The sequence below is a fragment of the Burkholderia sp. KBS0801 genome (genome assembly GCF_005937855.2).
In the GTDB taxonomy this organism is placed as follows: Bacteria; Pseudomonadota; Gammaproteobacteria; order Burkholderiales; family Burkholderiaceae; genus Burkholderia; species Burkholderia ambifaria.
Genome location: NZ_CP042179.1, coordinates 764,315 through 779,228 on the forward strand (window position 1 = coordinate 764,315; position 14,914 = coordinate 779,228).

Consider the following 14,914-nt stretch of genomic DNA (forward strand, 5'->3'; position numbering starts at 1 on the left):
AGTCTGACGACCTACGCCGAATAAGCCCGATTCTGCTGATTTTCTTGTACAAAACTATGAGCGCCGCACCCTCCTCGCCCCGATCGCCGTCGCTGCCCGCGCGCGGCCGCCAACGCCTGATCGCGTTGCTGCACGCGTTGGCGCCCGACGAAGGCTACAACCTGACCGCGCTGCCGAGCGTGCGCATCCTGCGTTCGAATCGCGCGCTGTCGCGCACGCCGGTGTTGTACGACCCGGGCATCGTGATCGTGTGCCAGGGCCGCAAGCGCGGCTATTTCGGCGGCGAACGCTATCTGTACGACGAGGATCACTATCTGGCGGTGTCGGTGCCCGTGCCGTTCAGCATGGAAACCGACGCGACGGCGGAGCAGCCGCTGCTCGCGCTGTATCTGCACCTCGATTTCCCGATGGCCGCCGAGCTGGCCGCGCAGATCGATCGCGCGGGGCTCGCGGAGCCCGTGCAGGCGCCGCGGAGCATGATGTCGACGCCGATGGACGAAGCGATGCAGGCGAGCGTGCTGCGTTTCGTCGAAGCGATGCATCGGCCGCTCGAAGCGGCGGTGCTCGGCCCGGGGCTGCTGCGCGAGCTGTATTTCCGCGTGCTCACCGGCGCGCAGGGCAGCGCGATGAGAAACGCGCTGGCGATGCGCGGCCAGTTCGGCCGGATCGGCCGTGCGCTGCGCGTGATCCACGCCGACTACGCGCAGGCCCTCGACGTGTCGCGCCTGGCCGGCGAGGCCGGGATGAGCGTGCCGAGCTTCCACAGCCACTTCAAGGCGATCACGCAGGTGTCGCCGATGCAGTATTTGAAGTCGACGCGACTGCATCAGGCACGCCTGCTGATGGTGCGCCAGGACCTGACCGCGGAGGCGGCCGGGTACGCAGTCGGCTATACGAGCCCGTCGCAGTTCAGCCGGGAATTCAAGCGGCTGTTCGGGCTCACGCCCGCGCAGGAGACGAAGCGCATGCGCGCGCAGTTCGCGATTCCGGCGGCGTTCGACGATGCGGTGTATGTGTCGTCGCATTGACGTGCCGCAGCCCGCCGCGCGTCAACGCGGTCATCGCGCGCCCACCTTCCATACCGTCACCTCGTGCAGCGTCTGCCCCGGCTTGAGCACGGTCGTCGGGAACGACGGATGGTTCGGCGAATCGGGGAAGTGCTCGGCTTCCAGCGCGAACGCGTCGGTCTGCCGGTAAGCCCGCCCGCCCTTGCCCGCGACGCTGCCGTTCAACCCGTTGGCCGTATAGAACTGCAGCCCCGGTTGCGTCGTGTACACCTCGAGAAACCGCCCGGACGCCGGATCGTACGCGCGCGCGGCAAACGCCGGGGCCGACTGGCCGCCCTGGTCGAGCACCCAGTTCTGGTCGTAGCCATGCGCGACGACGAGCTGCGCATCGTTGTCACGCAGATGCGCGCCGATCGGCGTCAACTGGCGCAGGTCCATCGGCGTGCCCGCCACGCTCGCGAGTTGCCCGGTCGGGATCGACGTGCCGTCGGTCGGCGTGAAGCGCGACGCGGCGATCTCGATCAACTGCCGCTCGACACTGCCGCCATCCTGCCCCGCGAGGTTGAAATAGCTGTGGTTGGTCAGGTTGACGACCGTGGTCTGGTCCGTCGTCGCGCGATAGTCGATGCGGATCAGGTTGTCGCGCGTCAGCGTGTAGGTCACGTCCGTCGTCAACGTGCCGGGGAAGCCGTTCTCGCCGTCGGGGCTCACGTAACGCAGCGTCACGCTCGCCCCGTTGCCATCGCTGTGCGTGCCGGTCACCGTCCACACCTTCGCGTCGAAACTGTCGGGGCCGCCGTGCAGCGTGTTCGGCGGGTCGTTGACCGGCAGCGTCCACGTCTTGCCGCCGAGCGTGAAGCGCCCGCGTGCAATGCGGTTCGCATAACGGCCGATCAACGCGCCGAAGTGGATGTTGCCGTTGTGCGCTTCGTAGTCGCGCAGCGAATCGAAGCCGAGCACGATGTCGGCGATCTTGCCGGTGCGGTCGGGCACCTCGAGCGTGGTCACGATGCCGCCGTACGTGATGAGCTTCAGCGTCACGCCGCGCGCGTTGGCCAGCGTGTACTGGCTCACCGCCTGCCCCGCGGCGGTCGTGCCGTAGTCCGCGCGGCCGAGGGTCACGTCGGGCGCCGTCGATGCGGCGGTTGCGTATGGCCCGAACGTTGCGAGCGCACAGATCGCGAGTAGCGGGTGGAGCGGCCAAAGTCGTTTCATGGAATGCCTCCGAAGCGGGTTCTTCGCGTGGGGCAAATTGTATGCCCGTGCGGCGCCCGGAGATAGGCCGACCGACGCGCTCGGGGAATGCCGCCGGCCATCGCGCATGAACATCGACGACGGTCGACCCGCGCCGTTTCGCGTCAACGCAGGTCCAGATCGTCGTGCGGCCCGGTCACGGCTTCGAAATGGCCGCCTCGATCCCGGATGACGACCGTGCAGGGCGCAACGCGAAGCCTGCCAGCGCGCCGACGATGCACAGCGTGCCCACATAAATTTCCGGCGCCTGCGGGTTCGACTTCAGCATCACTGACACGAACACCGGCGTCAGGCCGCCGAACAGCGCATACGCGACGTTATACGAGAACGAGATCCCCGAAAAACGCACGACCGGCGGAAATGCCTTGACCATGGCGACCGGGATCGCCGCCACCGCGCCGACGAAGAAACCGGATACCGCGTAGAGTGGCAGCAGCAATGACGGCTCGACGGCGAGCTGCCGGAGCATGAAAAAATACGATGCGCCGAGCAGCAGGCAGCCGCAGAAGATCGTGCGGGCGGTGCCGATGCGTCCGGCCACCGTACCGGCGACGATACATCCGATGGTCAGGCAGAGCGTCGCGGCCGAATTGGCCTGCAGCGCAAGCGCCGGCTCGATATGAAAACGCTTCGCGACGAGCGTCGGCGTCATCAGGATCACGACGACGATCGCGGCGGTCAGCGTCCACGTGAGCATCATCGAAACCAGCACGGCCCTGCCGTGATCGCGCAGCACCGCCTTCAACGGCACCTCGCGGGTCAGCGCGCGGCTGCGCTTCATGTCGATGAACACGGGCGTTTCATGGAGCCAGCGTCGCAGAAATGCGGACAGGATTCCGAACAATCCGCCGATCACGAAAGGAATCCGCCATGCATACTCGCCGATGGCGGCATGCGAGTAGTGCTGGTTGATCCCCGCCGCGATCAGCGAGCCGAGCAGGATGCCGAGCGTCAGGCCGCCCGTCAGCAGGCCGCATGCATAGCCGACATGGCGCGGCGGCACGTGCTCGGAAACGAACACCCACGCGCCGGGCACCTCGCCGCCCACGGCCGCGCCTTGCAACACACGGCACAGCAGGAGCAGCACGGGCGCGGCCACGCCGATCGATGCATAGGTCGGCAGCAACCCCATCATCAACGTCGGGAGTGCCATCAGCATCACGCTCATCGTGAACATGCGCTTGCGGCCGACGAGATCGCCGAAATGCGCCATGATCACGCCGCCGAGGGGGCGCGCGAGATAGCCGGCCGCGAAAACCCCGAACGTCTGCACCTGGCGCAGCCAGTCGGGAATCGACTGCGGGAAGAACAATTGACCGATGACCGTCGCGAAAAACACGTAAATCACGAAGTCGTAAAACTCTAGTGCGCCGCCCAGCGCGGCGAGCACCAGCGTTCGGTGGTCGCTGCCTGTCAGCGGACGGGGCGGCGCAAGCGGAATCTGAGACGCGTTCAATGAATTCATTCCTGGAAGAGGTTGGGTTTCCGATCGGCATGCCGATTCCGGGCCGATGACGTGCCACTCACGAGAACACGCGACGCGTTCGCGTCATTCCGTCGCGCGTCCGATTTATCGGAATCACGAAGGTGCCGGGAATAAACCGACGGTCTCGCGTGTTTGACGTGCATGGACGGGCCGACGTGCCTGTTTCACCCATGCGGCTTGTTCGCGCATCCCATGTTCATTGATTCCCTCGGAGACATCATGCGGTTTGCGGTCCTCGGCGCCGGCGCGGTCGGCTGCTACTTCGGCGGCATGCTGGCGCTGCACGGCCACGAGGTCATGTTCATTGGCCGTCCGCTGCATGTCGACGCGATCCGCGACCACGGCTTGCGCATTCAGACGCGCACGTTCGACACCCGCGTGTCCGCCCATGCGTCGACCGACATCGCCGCCGCCGGCTCGGCCGACGTGGTCTTCATCTGCGTGAAAGCCGGCGATACCGCCGAGGCCGCGCGCGGGTTGCGTCACGTGCTGGCGCCGGACGCCATCGTGGTCAGCCTGCAAAATGGCGTCGACAACGCGGCGCTGTTGCGGGCGGAGATCGCGCAGCCGGTCATTTGCGCGGCCGTCTACGTGGCGAGCGAGATGGCCGGCCCCGGGCATCTGCTCCACCATGGCCGCGGCGATCTCGCGATCGAAGCGTCGCCGTCCAGCGAACGGCTGGCACACGTGCTGCGCGCAGCGGACATTCCCACCCGGATAGCCGACGACGTGCGCGCGGTACTCTGGCGCAAGTTCATGCTCAACTGCGCTTACAACGCGATTTCCGCGATCGTGCACCTGCCGCTGGGCGAGATGCCGCATCGCGATGCGTTGCGCGAAACGATGTGCGCGATCGTCGCCGAATGCATCGCCGTCGCCGCGGCCGAAGGCGTGCATCTCGGCGACCAGCCGGTGGATATCGTCGCGCAAATCGAAGCTACGATTCCTCCGGGCCAATATTCTTCGACAGCGCAGGATCTGGCGCGCGGCAAGCCCGGCGAAATCGACCATCTGAACGGCGCGGTCGTTCGGCGCGGTCTGGCCGCCCGCATCGGCACGCCGGTCAATCGGACACTCCATCTGCTCGTGAAGATGCTGGAAGCCAAGGCCGCGGCGCGCGCGTGACGGGCGACGATCGCGTGGGGTCGACCGTGGCAGGCAGTCAGGTCGCCGGAGACGGACGAACACATTCAGCCTATCGCGAGAGATCGGATACACCGTCGCCTTCGCCAACAGCGAAGTCGTGGCGCCGAATCCGCCCTTGGTGGCGGCAGCGACGCCGGCGCCCGAAAGCGACAGAAGCCATCTATCGGCGTCACCGCGGTGCCGGGAATAAACCGACGGTCTCGCGTGTTTGATGCAGGCCTCGCGAGCCGGCGTGCGATCGCGGATGCCAGCGAGGTCATCGCGGAACTTCAGCCCCAGGCGCGGCAAATGGCCGCCAGCCTCAACCGGCTGCTCACGCCGACGCCTGACGGCCCCCACGAACCGTGACGCATCGGCATGCCGGCCGCGGCGCGCGCACGGTGTCGCCGCCGCGAACGCTCAGCTCGCGATCGCCGGGCCGGCCTGCTGCAGCTCACCGACCACTTCTTCCATGCCGTTGTCGGCGATCCGCTTGCCGATCGCGCCGAGGTCGGTGTCGCCGGGCGCGGCGATCAGCGCATAGGTGACACTGGCACGGCGCCACGTCACGACCTCCATGCTGCCGACCTGTTGTCGCGCGAGCGCCGTGTCGGGCCGTTCGTCCTTCATCACGCACAGCGCCACGGGCAAGCCTTTTTCGGGCAGATAGACGATCTGCACCAGCGGCTTGTGATTGAAATTCAGCCGCTGTATGCGCTTGAAGGTCAGCCCGACCGAGCGCAGGTCCGGAATGCGGATCCGCAGCCCGTCGTCGCGGCGAATGTTTTCAACCATATGCGCGGCGGCCGCCAGATTCAACGAATCGAAAGCAACGGTGTCGCGCGTATAGAGCCGCTGATAGTTCACGGCTGCCATGATCCACGGGGATATCTGCGTGCGCGCGCTCATCAGCGCGTCACGCGGCACGAAGTGCAGGACGGCGCCGCAGCAGAACGCGCCCGCGACGAACGCGGCAGCGAGCCACGGCACCATCGTGCGAACGCGCGAGCGAACCGGCGCGGAAGACGGCGCGTGCGCGCGCGCGTCGGGCCGCGACGCCGGTGCATCCACGCGACGCGCTCCGCGGGTCGCGGACGGCGTCGAAGGCCCGGTATACGCCCGCGCGATTTCAGCGACCTTGCTGACCAGGCTCTGCGGCAGCGGCGGCCATTCCTGACGCTGGAACGCATACTGATAGGGCAACACCGATGCTTCGAACAGGGCAACCCGCCTGGCGATATCGGCCGACGTGTCGATCGCCCTGTCGACTTCCTCTCGCTCGTGCGACGTGAGTTCGCCATCCACGTATGCCATGAGCAGGATGTCGTCCATTTTCATGCCCCCTGATCCTCACTCTTCGCTGCGCCCTTCATGGGTCGTTCCTTTCCATCGCTGAACAGGGCGCCGATCGTCTGGCGGGCACGCGAAAGCCGGCTCATGATCGTCCCGATGGGTACGCCGAGCGCCTCGGCCGCTTCGCCATAGCTGAGCCCTTCCACCGCGACCAGCAACATCACCACGCGCTGCGCTTCGGGCAGCTGCTGCACCGCCCTGACGATCTGCGCATCGAGCGCCTGCTGTTCCAGGGTCGGCGCGGTGGGATCGGCGATGGTTTCGAGCAGGTCGTCGTCCCAGTCCATGCCCGAGCGCCGACGCACGCTGCGTGCGCGGAGTTCGTTGAGCCAGGTGGATTGCACGATCGAGAACATCCAGCTGAGCGGCGCGGTTCCCGGTCGTAGCTGATGCGCTCGTTCGAGCGCACGGACGCACGCGCCCTGTACGAGATCCTCGGCGTCGTGCCGGTCGCCGGAGATTCGCAGCGCGAAGGTCCAGAGACGCGGCAGCATCGCGGGGAGCATGGCGGACAGTTCGGCTGCGGTCATCTACGTCGATCCTCCCGCGGTGCAACCAAGCCGACGTTGACGAACTGCAGTATCTGACGTGTATCCATGGGTTTAGGCGAAATTGAGCGGGCAACACCCCTGCAGTGCACGTAAACAGCTGGACGGCGCAGATATTCCATCCGCCGTCGCGTATTACCCGAACTGCCGGATCGCAGGTCCTCGTGCCAGAGCGCGCGTTCGCTCAGGCACGGGCGATGAATGGATAGGTCAGCAACCCGAACTGCACCAGATTGACGCCGAAGTGCGCGAGCACGGCCGATTGCAGACCGCCCGCGCGACAGGCCAGCCCGTAACCGATGCCGGACAGGCCGGCCAGCAGAACCAGCAGCACGCCGCCCTGGTAATGAGCCAGGCCGAACAGCACGGCGCCCGCGACAAGCGCCAGCCAGCCGGCATTCGGTTGCGCGCGCATCAACCGTGTTGCGCCCGCCTGGACATAGCCGCGGAAAAACGCTTCTTCCGCGAACGCGACCAACAGCAGGTTGTCGAGCACCCACAGCCATGCGAAATGCGGCCACTTCGGCGCCCACGCAATCAATCCGGCCCACCACGCGATCGAGAAGCAGACCGCCGATGTCACCGCGCACGCGACGACCGCCGCGATCACCCGTGTCGACAGCGGCTTCTCCGGCAGCACCCACGGGTAGGCCAGCACCAGCCAGAACGCGATCAGCGGCTTGTCGAAGTTCAGATACATCGTGTAGGGCGCCGCATCCGGCGTCAGGCGTGCCGCATGAATCACCCTGAGATTGTCGAAACCCGGCAGCCAATGCTGAAACAGACCGACCGCAATGACGCAGAACACGACGTTGCACAAAACCTTGCCGACGAACGGCAGATTCCGCTGCAACAGCACGCCGGTGCCGACCAGCAGCGCGATCGGCACGAGTGCGGCCGGCTGCAACTGCCGCGACGCGAACGCGATCGCATAGCCGATCGCGAGCAGGCTCAGCGTGAGCCCGCGCGGCAGCCTCGAGATCGCCGTCAGCGCGGCCAGAAAAATCGCACACCACGTCAATGCGGTCATTGCACCTTCCGGAGAGTTGCCAACGGCGCGTCGATCGCGTCGAGCGCCGCACGCGTATCAGGCCACCGTGACGACCACGTCGATGTTGCCGCGCGTCGCCTTCGAATACGGACACGTCTGGTGCGCCGCATCGACCAGCGCCTGTGCGACGTCGGCGTCGACGCCCGGCACGCTGACGTTCAGCCGTGCCTGCAGGAAGTACGCGCCGTCGTTCGTGGCCAGATCGATCTGCGCATCGACATGCGTGTCGCGCGGCAGCGAAACCTTCAGCTTCTGCGCGGCCAGGCCCATCGCACCGATGAAGCAGGCCGACCAGCCCGCGGCCAGCAACTGCTCGGGATTCGTGCCGGGCGCGGCCGAGCCCGGCGCGGAGAGCTTCACATCCAGGCGGCCGTCCGCGCTGTGCGCGGCGCCGTCGCGGCCGCCGGTGGTGCGAACTTCGCCGGTGTACAGAATTTTCGTTTCGTGGTTCATGGTCGGGGTCGTGTTGAAGAACGGGGTGGGTGAATGGCGAGGCCCGCGATCAACTGCCGCGGTAGAGCTGTTCGAGCGCCGCGAGCTGGCCGTCTTTCTCCGCTTGCACCAGTTCCGCGCGAACCTGGGCGCGCGTCTTGCCCTTCGGCGCCTTGCCGCCCGTCGCCCATTGGCTCGCTTGCGCGACGGTCTGGTCGTTGATGCTCGTGTCGGCGGCGCTGCTTGCAAAAGCGGAAGTGGTGGCTGCAACGGCGGCGCACGCCGCGAAAACCAAAGCGATCGTCTTTACTTTCATGTCGTTCTCCTGGATAAATTCGGCTGTCGTGAATCTGTCGGGGCGCTCGGCGTTCGCTGATCTCGCGAAGCCGTCTCGCGCGCCCTGATCGGATTCGATCGATGAGATGCATTAAATCCAGACCACGTATCTGACGTGTGTCTCGACAAATGGCTTTTGCAAGGCCATGTATCCAGACCGGTTTCATACACATTGAGAAACAAAACTGCCGTCTCGTTTTCGATCGATCGCCAAACGAAGGCAGGTTTTTCCGACAAAATGGCGCCACGACAGCGCGTTCACCCTTCACGTCGCTGCCGCGAAAAAACCAACGGAGAGATAGCCGATGTCCAGTTACGCCCTCGCAGCGCTGCTGTCGTTCAGCGTCATGACTGCGGTCGACGCGCACGCCGAAACGATCAAGCCGATCAAGGCGTCGAGGTCCGACCTTGCCGGTGCGATATTCAATCGCGCCGACGCCGTGAAAAAAGACGAAGCCGGCGAAACGAGCGCGGACGTCGCGACGTTCACGTCGACCGACAACGCTTACCAGACCGGCGTGTATCGATCCGGCCCGTCGCATGAGGAAATCAAGGGCCCGCACGGGCTGCCGTACAACGAATTCCTGTACTTTCTTTCAGGCAGCGTGAAGCTCACGTCGTCGGACGGTTCGGTGATGCTCGTGAAGACCGGCGAGGCCGTCACGCTTCCAAAGGGATGGACCGGACATTTCGACACGCCGGGCTATACGAAGCTCTACGTGACCTACAACCCCGACGACAGGAAAAAATAGTCCGGCACATGTCGAGCGTATCGGCCATGGCGGAATAGCGCACCCACCTCGATTGTTCTGTTGAGGCAGACCATCACTTCGGGAGTCCTAGGGTGCGGAATCAATCGCAGGAAATCGACGACAAGCAGCGGCTCGTGCGCGCGCTCGGGAGCACGGAACACCTGTTCTGGCTGCTCGACCAGAATCGGCCGACGCACTTCGCGATGGTCGCCGAGATCGACCGGCGCTTTGCGCCGGACGCATGGCACGCGGCGTTTCAGGCGCTGCAGCACAGGCATCCGCTGCTATCGACCTGCATCGCCGTCGACGCGCAACAGCATTCAGGCTTCTATCGCGTGACTGACGCCACGGTGCCGTTGCGCGTGCTCGAGCAAGACCCGACTGCGTGGCAGGCGGAAGCGGCCCGCGAAATCGCCACGCGCTTCGTCGGGTCCGCGGCGCCCCTGCTGCGCGCGACCTTGCTGCAAGGCGAACGCAGCTCGACGCTGATTCTGGTCGCGCATCATTCCGTGATCGACGGCCTGGGCAGTGCATCGCTGATCGACGAGCTGTTGCGCATCCTGTCGGGCGAGCGACTGGCGCCGTTGCCGCTGGTGCCGTCGCTGGAGACCGTGCTCGATACCGATCTGAGCCATGCCGCCGTGTTGCCGCCGCCGTCGCCGGCGCCCGCGCCCAAGCCATTTCGTCCAGATGCGGCGCAAGCGCCGCATGTCGACGCCCTTGCGCTTTCCGCCGACATTACTCGCCGGCTCGTGGTCCGCGCACGTGCCGAGCAAACCACCGTGCACGGCGCGATTGCCGCGGCCGTTCACGAAGCCGGCCGGCGTCTGTCCAGCGCGTGGACCGAACGCGCGTTGAGGACCGTCACGCCGATCGACCTGCGCGGTCCCTCCGACGACGCGCGTGTCGCCGCCGGCGTCTACATCACGCAGACCATCACGATCGACGATCACCCGCGCGGTACGGATCTATGGACCGCCGCCCGCAAGATCAAACAGGATCTCGCACCGTCGCAAGCGCGCGCGAGCGTGGCGGCGGAACTGAAGGCGCTTGATGCCGTGATGTCCACGCGGCCGAGCGTCGAGCATGCGGCGGGGTTCCTGTCGGCCGTGCTGGCCTTCGACGTCATGGTGTCGAATCTGGGCAATCAGCCGATTGCTGCCGCGTACGAAGGCGTGTCGCTCAACGCGCTGTGGGGCCCCATCGTGACGTCGGGTTTCGCCGACGACCAGATCATCGGCGCGTGCACGATCGATGGCGTGCTACGTCTCACGCATACGAGCCATGGCGCGATACGCGGACTGCTCGAAGAAGTCCGCGCGATTCTCGAGGACGCCGTGAGCTGACCGTCGGAGGCTGCTCGCCTCGTGTGCGCTCGACGCCGACCTTCGTCGCGCGTCGCACCGGCAGACGGATTCCGGAACGCCGGCGCGCGCGTTCAGCACGCCACCGGCAACACCCGCTTGCGGTGCTCGACGATCGACAGAAGCAGCGCCGCCAGCCCGCATGTGGCAATCAGGATCAACAGCATCGTCTTGCCCATGCTCACAAGCACCATGCTCCCGAGCGCGGGGAACCCGAATGCGCCGACGAAATACGACGCCACGAACCACGTCAGCACCGCGTGCCGATGCCGCGCGTCGGCACTGTTGACGGCCTGCGCCTGCACGATCGGATAGACGAGGCCATATCCGGTGCCGAGCAGCACGGCGCTGGCCGAATGAAGCAGTGCGTTGTGCGGCACGGCGAACGTCACGGCAACGCTCAGGATCATGAAGCCGAGCAGGATCTGCGTCGTCGCGCTGAGGCGGATCTGAATCACGACCGCGCCGAGCAGCCCGCGGATGACGACCACCGTGGCCGAATACAGACCGAAAAACGTTCCGGCCTTCACGCCGGGGCCCTGCGCCATCGACATCTGGAACGTCATCAGCCCCGAGAAGACGCTCGAGCCGAGCGCGATGATCGCGATCGGATAGATCGCAGGCGTGCGGACGATCGCGCCCATCTCGCGAACCCACCGATCCCGCACCGGTGGCGCGACGGCGTGCGACGCGGGCGACAGGCGGCCGAAACATTCCAGCATCACCGCGGCCGTCGCGCACAGCGCGCCGACCGTGCAGAACACCGCGCCGGTCGTCCAGTGCCAATTGCGTATCGCGAGTGCCGCAACGGCCGGACCGCCGCCGACGCCAGCCATCTGAAACGACCCGAACCGCAGGAACCAGCGCTCACGTTCGATATCCGCCGTGCGCTCCGCGATCATTATCGGCGCCGCGAGGCAGAAGCCGCCCCAACCGATGCCGACCAGCAAGCCGGGCACGACGCTCAGCGAGCCGGTGCGCGCGATCAGCGCGAAGCCGACGACGCCCGCGCCCACGACCAGCGCCGCCAGCGCGGTCGCCCGCGCGGCGCCGATCCGGTGCGCGCACCACGCGACCAGCGGCAGGCCGAGCAGCGCACCGATCATCGCTTCGGCCAGTGCGGCCCCCGTGTCGATGTCGCTTCCGCCCGCCACACGGAAATGCATCGACAGCAGAAATGTCGCGCCGTAGCCGCATGCCGTCAGCAGCGCGCCGAGCAGCACGAACGCGGAGACGCGCGGCGACATCGTGCGTGGATCGGCCATCATGCTTCCCCTTGTTTCAAGATTCCGGTCGGTTCGGGCGGCGGCGCGAACAGCTCGCCGCCCCCATCCATCGCAACATGATCCGCACAATCCGCAATCGAGGAAATGAACTGTTCCGATGATGCGCCGCATACGTTCGTATAGGCGCCGACGACCGCCCACGTTCCCGCACACGCGTTCGACGCGCTCAGGTATCGGCGAGCGGCAGATCGGGACGCTGCGCGACCGTGGCGGCGAGGATCGTGAGTTCCCGACTGACCGGAACGCGCGCCTCGCCGGCGAGAGGGCGAAACACCGGGTCGCCGCGGCCGATGCAACGCCCGCTCAGTGCACATATCGCCGCGCCGTCGGCAAAACCCCGGCTCCAGATCTGCTCGGTAGACTTGCCCAGACACGCGTCGCTCCACGAAACGCTGATCGCGCTGGCCGAAATCCGCCTCACGATCACGACGTTGACGGGCCGCCGCGCCGTGCGCGAACCCGTGCTTGCACGGCGCGGCCGGTGGCCGACGGCCCACTTCTTCGTGCACGCGTGAAGCTGCTCGGCGGATGGATCGAGCACGTTCAGCAGCACCCGCGCGACGATGTTGTCTTCGGACAGCGTGATCATCTGCAGTCTCCGGCAGCCGGCTTCATTCGGTCTGCACCGGCGGAAACGAAACCGATTCGCTCAATTCGCGCCATTGCGCGTCCTCTTCCGCGCGGAACCTTGCGGCCGCGCCGGCTACCGCGACCGCGTCGCTGCCCATCAGCAATCGCAAAGGCGCGGTAGGCGATCCGGCGATGCCGAGCAGCGCCTGGGCAATGCGCGCCGGATCGCCGGGTTGCATGCCGTCGATGCTGCGCAAGCGCGCCGCTACCGGTTCGATGATCGGCTTGTACGCGTCGCTGATCGGCGGAATGGTCATCGACGAACCGGCCCAGCGGGTCCGCATCGATCCCGGCTCGACGATCGTGACCTGGATGCCGAAATCGCGGACCTCCTTCGCCAGCACTTCGGAGAACCCGCCCACCGCCCACTTGGCTGCCTGATAGGCGGCGAGCCCGGGGCCGCCGACTCGTCCGCCCACCGACGAGATCTGAATGATGTGGCCGGCCCGTTGCCGACGCATGAACGGCAACGCCGCGCGCGTGAGATTGCACACGCCGAAGAAGTTGACCTCGATCTGCTCGTGCAGCGCCTGGTCGGTGATGTCTTCGATCGACGCCAGATCGGCATAGCCCGCGTTGTTCACCAGCACGTCGAGACGGCCGAATTGCTCGACCGCCAGGCTGACGGCGCCGCGCGCCGCGTCCGGATCGGTGATGTCCAGCGGGATCGCCAGAATCCGGTCGCCATATGCGTCCGTCAGGCTGGCAAGACGCGTCACGTCCCTCGCCGTTGCCGCCAGTTTGTGGCCGGCGGAAAGCACCGCCTCGGCAAGCTGAAGACCCAGGCCGCCGGAGCAGCCCGTGATGAACCAAACTTTGCTGTCATGCATTGTCGTACTCCCGGTATTTGCGATCGACGTCCGGTCCCGCACACGGTTGTGGAAACGGGTGGTCGCCGTGCGTCCGCGGGATCGCGGACTCGCCGGACCCGACGTCATGCGTCATTGGGAGCCCGCGATGTATCTCGTGTATGTCCGTCGCGTATCGGAATGTATCTGGCGAGACCGTGCGTACGACGCGGCGATCGCGCAATCGTCCCGAAGGACGCCTCGCTGTCGATGAGCGGCCACTGCGTGCGTCAGGACAGATAGCGTCCGCAACGACAGGCGCGTGCCGGCTCGCACGCGACATCGTGTCCGGCAGCAGCAAGCGGCAACGTCACGCGCGCTTCGAGGCCGCCGGTGCTGCGATTGTTCAGCTGCAGCTCGCCCTGCATCGCTTGTGTCAGCCGCCGTGCGATCGCGAGCCCCAATCCGGACCCCGGCGCACGCGCCGCTGTCTGCGGCGCCCGATACCACGGCGTGAACACCGCTTCCATCTCCGCCGGCACGATGCCCGGCCCCGAATCCAGCACCGCAAGCATCACACGCCGGGCATCGACGCGAACGCACAGGCGGACATCGCGCCCGTAGCGCAGTGCGTTGTCGAGCAGGTTGACGAGCACGCGCCGCAGCGCATGCGGAAACGTCACGAGCGGACAGTCCAACCGCCCGTCCAACGCGACGGCAAGCCCCGCGTCGCGGTAGTTGTCGACGAGCGAGCCGAGCAACTCATTCACGTCGACGCTGCGCGGCGGCTCCGCCACGCTGCACTGAAGCCGCGCGCAGGCAAGGCTCGCGTTGATCAGTTCGCCCATCTCGGCAAGGTCGCGCTCCATCGCATCGCGCACCGTGCGATCTTCCAGCATGCCGCTACGCAGCATCACGCGCGTCAGTGGCGTGCGCAGATCATGCGCATAGGCGGCGAGCACATGCAGCAGTTCCGTCACGCGATCCGCATGCTGGTGATGCGCGCCGTTGATCGCGGCGGCCAGTCGCGCGATCGACGGCGTGCCGTGCTCGACCAGCGAACGAGGCAGCTCTTCCAGTCCATGGTCCTCGAGCGCCGCGGCGAGTTGCCGGATTGCCGCGTCCAGTCGCAGCGCACGCAGCCACAGCACCGCCGCCACCAGCGCGAGCAGCGCGCACGTCGCGCTCGCCATCAAAAGATCGCGGTCGACGGCGGGAAGCAATGCATGCGCGAGCAGGTCGCGAGCGTCGTACAGCGCCGCCGCGACGAACAGCACGCCCGCGACGACGAACAGCCGGGCCGGACACGCGACGAAACCACGTGCATGCTCGCGGCAAGTGCGGCTGAAGTTGCGTATGGAGCGCGTGAGCCGAGCGTCAAACCAGGCTCCGGACGATAAGGTAGGAATGTTGGCCATCTTCGTTCTCCTGTCGCCGTCGCGGCGGACGGTACAGGGACGATGAAAACATGCGTGCGGGGGTTCGCACCATCAAACAAGCGG

At 66.4% G+C, this 14,914-nt stretch carries 15 protein-coding genes; 4 read left to right on the forward strand and 11 right to left on the reverse strand.

Annotated features, from left to right (window positions below; genetic code table 11):
- Positions 1-56: 56 nt before the first annotated feature.
- Positions 57-1,028, forward strand: coding sequence for an AraC family transcriptional regulator (locus FFI87_RS33010; protein WP_138850590.1), 972 nt, complete (start codon positions 57-59; stop codon positions 1,026-1,028).
- Positions 1,029-1,058: 30 nt separating this feature from the next.
- On the opposite strand, the gene FFI87_RS33015 is transcribed toward FFI87_RS33010, so the two are convergent.
- Positions 1,059-2,222 carry an aldose epimerase family protein gene (locus FFI87_RS33015; protein ID WP_138850591.1) on the reverse strand — a complete coding sequence of 388 codons (1,164 nt, stop codon included), beginning with the start codon at positions 2,220-2,222 and terminating at the stop codon, positions 1,059-1,061.
- Positions 2,223-2,397: 175 nt separating this feature from the next.
- Positions 2,398-3,726: an MFS transporter gene (locus tag FFI87_RS33020; protein WP_138850592.1), complete on the reverse strand. Its 1,329-nt coding sequence runs from the start codon at positions 3,724-3,726 to the stop codon at positions 2,398-2,400.
- Between the two features lie 240 nt (positions 3,727-3,966).
- Here FFI87_RS33020 and FFI87_RS33025 point away from each other — a divergent pair, with 240 nt between their 5' ends.
- A complete protein-coding gene (locus tag FFI87_RS33025; protein ID WP_138850880.1) occupies positions 3,967-4,872 on the forward strand; it encodes a ketopantoate reductase family protein in 906 nt (301 codons plus the stop codon).
- 420 nt (positions 4,873-5,292) lie between these two features.
- On the opposite strand, the gene FFI87_RS33030 is transcribed toward FFI87_RS33025, so the two are convergent.
- From FFI87_RS33030 to FFI87_RS33050, 5 genes are all read right to left on the reverse strand, one after another.
- Entirely contained in the window at positions 5,293-6,210 is a 918-nt protein-coding gene (locus FFI87_RS33030; protein ID WP_138850593.1) for an anti-sigma factor family protein, read from the reverse strand.
- Complete coding sequence (locus FFI87_RS33035) at positions 6,207-6,755, reverse strand: RNA polymerase sigma factor (protein WP_006751176.1); 549 nt, start codon at positions 6,753-6,755, stop codon at positions 6,207-6,209. Before FFI87_RS33035 ends, FFI87_RS33030 begins: the two co-directional genes overlap by 4 nt.
- A gap of 202 nt (positions 6,756-6,957) precedes the next feature.
- A complete protein-coding gene (locus FFI87_RS33040) occupies positions 6,958-7,803 on the reverse strand; it encodes a CPBP family intramembrane glutamic endopeptidase (RefSeq protein WP_138850594.1) in 846 nt (281 codons plus the stop codon).
- A 57-nt stretch (positions 7,804-7,860) separates the two neighbouring features.
- Positions 7,861-8,277: an organic hydroperoxide resistance protein gene (locus FFI87_RS33045; RefSeq protein WP_012372778.1), complete on the reverse strand. Its 417-nt coding sequence runs from the start codon at positions 8,275-8,277 to the stop codon at positions 7,861-7,863.
- A 49-nt stretch (positions 8,278-8,326) separates the two neighbouring features.
- Positions 8,327-8,572: a DUF4148 domain-containing protein gene (locus FFI87_RS33050; protein ID WP_012372779.1), complete on the reverse strand. Its 246-nt coding sequence runs from the start codon at positions 8,570-8,572 to the stop codon at positions 8,327-8,329.
- 325 nt (positions 8,573-8,897) lie between these two features.
- Here FFI87_RS33050 and FFI87_RS33055 point away from each other — a divergent pair, with 325 nt between their 5' ends.
- A complete protein-coding gene (locus tag FFI87_RS33055; protein ID WP_138850595.1) occupies positions 8,898-9,344 on the forward strand; it encodes a cupin domain-containing protein in 447 nt (148 codons plus the stop codon).
- A gap of 92 nt (positions 9,345-9,436) precedes the next feature.
- Complete coding sequence (locus FFI87_RS33060) at positions 9,437-10,690, forward strand: condensation domain-containing protein (RefSeq protein ID WP_138850596.1); 1,254 nt, start codon at positions 9,437-9,439, stop codon at positions 10,688-10,690.
- Positions 10,691-10,782: 92 nt separating this feature from the next.
- Here FFI87_RS33060 and FFI87_RS33065 read toward each other — a convergent pair whose 3' ends face one another.
- From FFI87_RS33065 to FFI87_RS33080, 4 genes are all read right to left on the reverse strand, one after another.
- Positions 10,783-11,976, reverse strand: coding sequence for an MFS transporter (locus tag FFI87_RS33065; RefSeq protein WP_138850597.1), 1,194 nt, complete (start codon positions 11,974-11,976; stop codon positions 10,783-10,785).
- Positions 11,977-12,160: 184 nt separating this feature from the next.
- Positions 12,161-12,583 (reverse strand): DUF3331 domain-containing protein, encoded by a 423-nt coding sequence (locus tag FFI87_RS33070; protein WP_138850598.1) that lies wholly within the window; start codon positions 12,581-12,583, stop codon positions 12,161-12,163.
- A 22-nt stretch (positions 12,584-12,605) separates the two neighbouring features.
- Positions 12,606-13,454 (reverse strand): SDR family NAD(P)-dependent oxidoreductase, encoded by an 849-nt coding sequence (locus tag FFI87_RS33075; RefSeq protein ID WP_138850599.1) that lies wholly within the window; start codon positions 13,452-13,454, stop codon positions 12,606-12,608.
- Positions 13,455-13,702: 248 nt separating this feature from the next.
- Positions 13,703-14,830 carry a sensor histidine kinase gene (locus FFI87_RS33080; RefSeq protein ID WP_138850600.1) on the reverse strand — a complete coding sequence of 376 codons (1,128 nt, stop codon included), beginning with the start codon at positions 14,828-14,830 and terminating at the stop codon, positions 13,703-13,705.
- Positions 14,831-14,914 lie beyond the last annotated feature (84 nt).

Bases quoted from the DNA above. Each gene is read 5' to 3' on its own strand.
- FFI87_RS33030 (WP_138850593.1), bottom strand. From the start codon at position 6,210: ATGAAAATGGACGACATCCTGCTCATGGCATACGTGGATGGCGAACTC.
- FFI87_RS33070 (WP_138850598.1), bottom strand. From the start codon at position 12,583: ATGATCACGCTGTCCGAAGACAACATCGTCGCGCGGGTGCTGCTGAAC.
- FFI87_RS33065 (WP_138850597.1), bottom strand. From the start codon at position 11,976: ATGATGGCCGATCCACGCACGATGTCGCCGCGCGTCTCCGCGTTCGTG.
- FFI87_RS33015 (WP_138850591.1), bottom strand. From the start codon at position 2,222: ATGAAACGACTTTGGCCGCTCCACCCGCTACTCGCGATCTGTGCGCTC.
- FFI87_RS33010 (WP_138850590.1), top strand. From the start codon at position 57: ATGAGCGCCGCACCCTCCTCGCCCCGATCGCCGTCGCTGCCCGCGCGC.
- FFI87_RS33075 (WP_138850599.1), bottom strand. From the start codon at position 13,454: ATGCATGACAGCAAAGTTTGGTTCATCACGGGCTGCTCCGGCGGCCTG.
- FFI87_RS33040 (WP_138850594.1), bottom strand. From the start codon at position 7,803: ATGACCGCATTGACGTGGTGTGCGATTTTTCTGGCCGCGCTGACGGCG.
- FFI87_RS33050 (WP_012372779.1), bottom strand. From the start codon at position 8,572: ATGAAAGTAAAGACGATCGCTTTGGTTTTCGCGGCGTGCGCCGCCGTT.
- FFI87_RS33020 (WP_138850592.1), bottom strand. From the start codon at position 3,726: ATGAATTCATTGAACGCGTCTCAGATTCCGCTTGCGCCGCCCCGTCCG.
- FFI87_RS33055 (WP_138850595.1), top strand. From the start codon at position 8,898: ATGTCCAGTTACGCCCTCGCAGCGCTGCTGTCGTTCAGCGTCATGACT.
- FFI87_RS33045 (WP_012372778.1), bottom strand. From the start codon at position 8,277: ATGAACCACGAAACGAAAATTCTGTACACCGGCGAAGTTCGCACCACC.
- FFI87_RS33080 (WP_138850600.1), bottom strand. From the start codon at position 14,830: ATGGCCAACATTCCTACCTTATCGTCCGGAGCCTGGTTTGACGCTCGG.
- FFI87_RS33035 (WP_006751176.1), bottom strand. From the start codon at position 6,755: ATGACCGCAGCCGAACTGTCCGCCATGCTCCCCGCGATGCTGCCGCGT.
- FFI87_RS33025 (WP_138850880.1), top strand. From the start codon at position 3,967: ATGCGGTTTGCGGTCCTCGGCGCCGGCGCGGTCGGCTGCTACTTCGGC.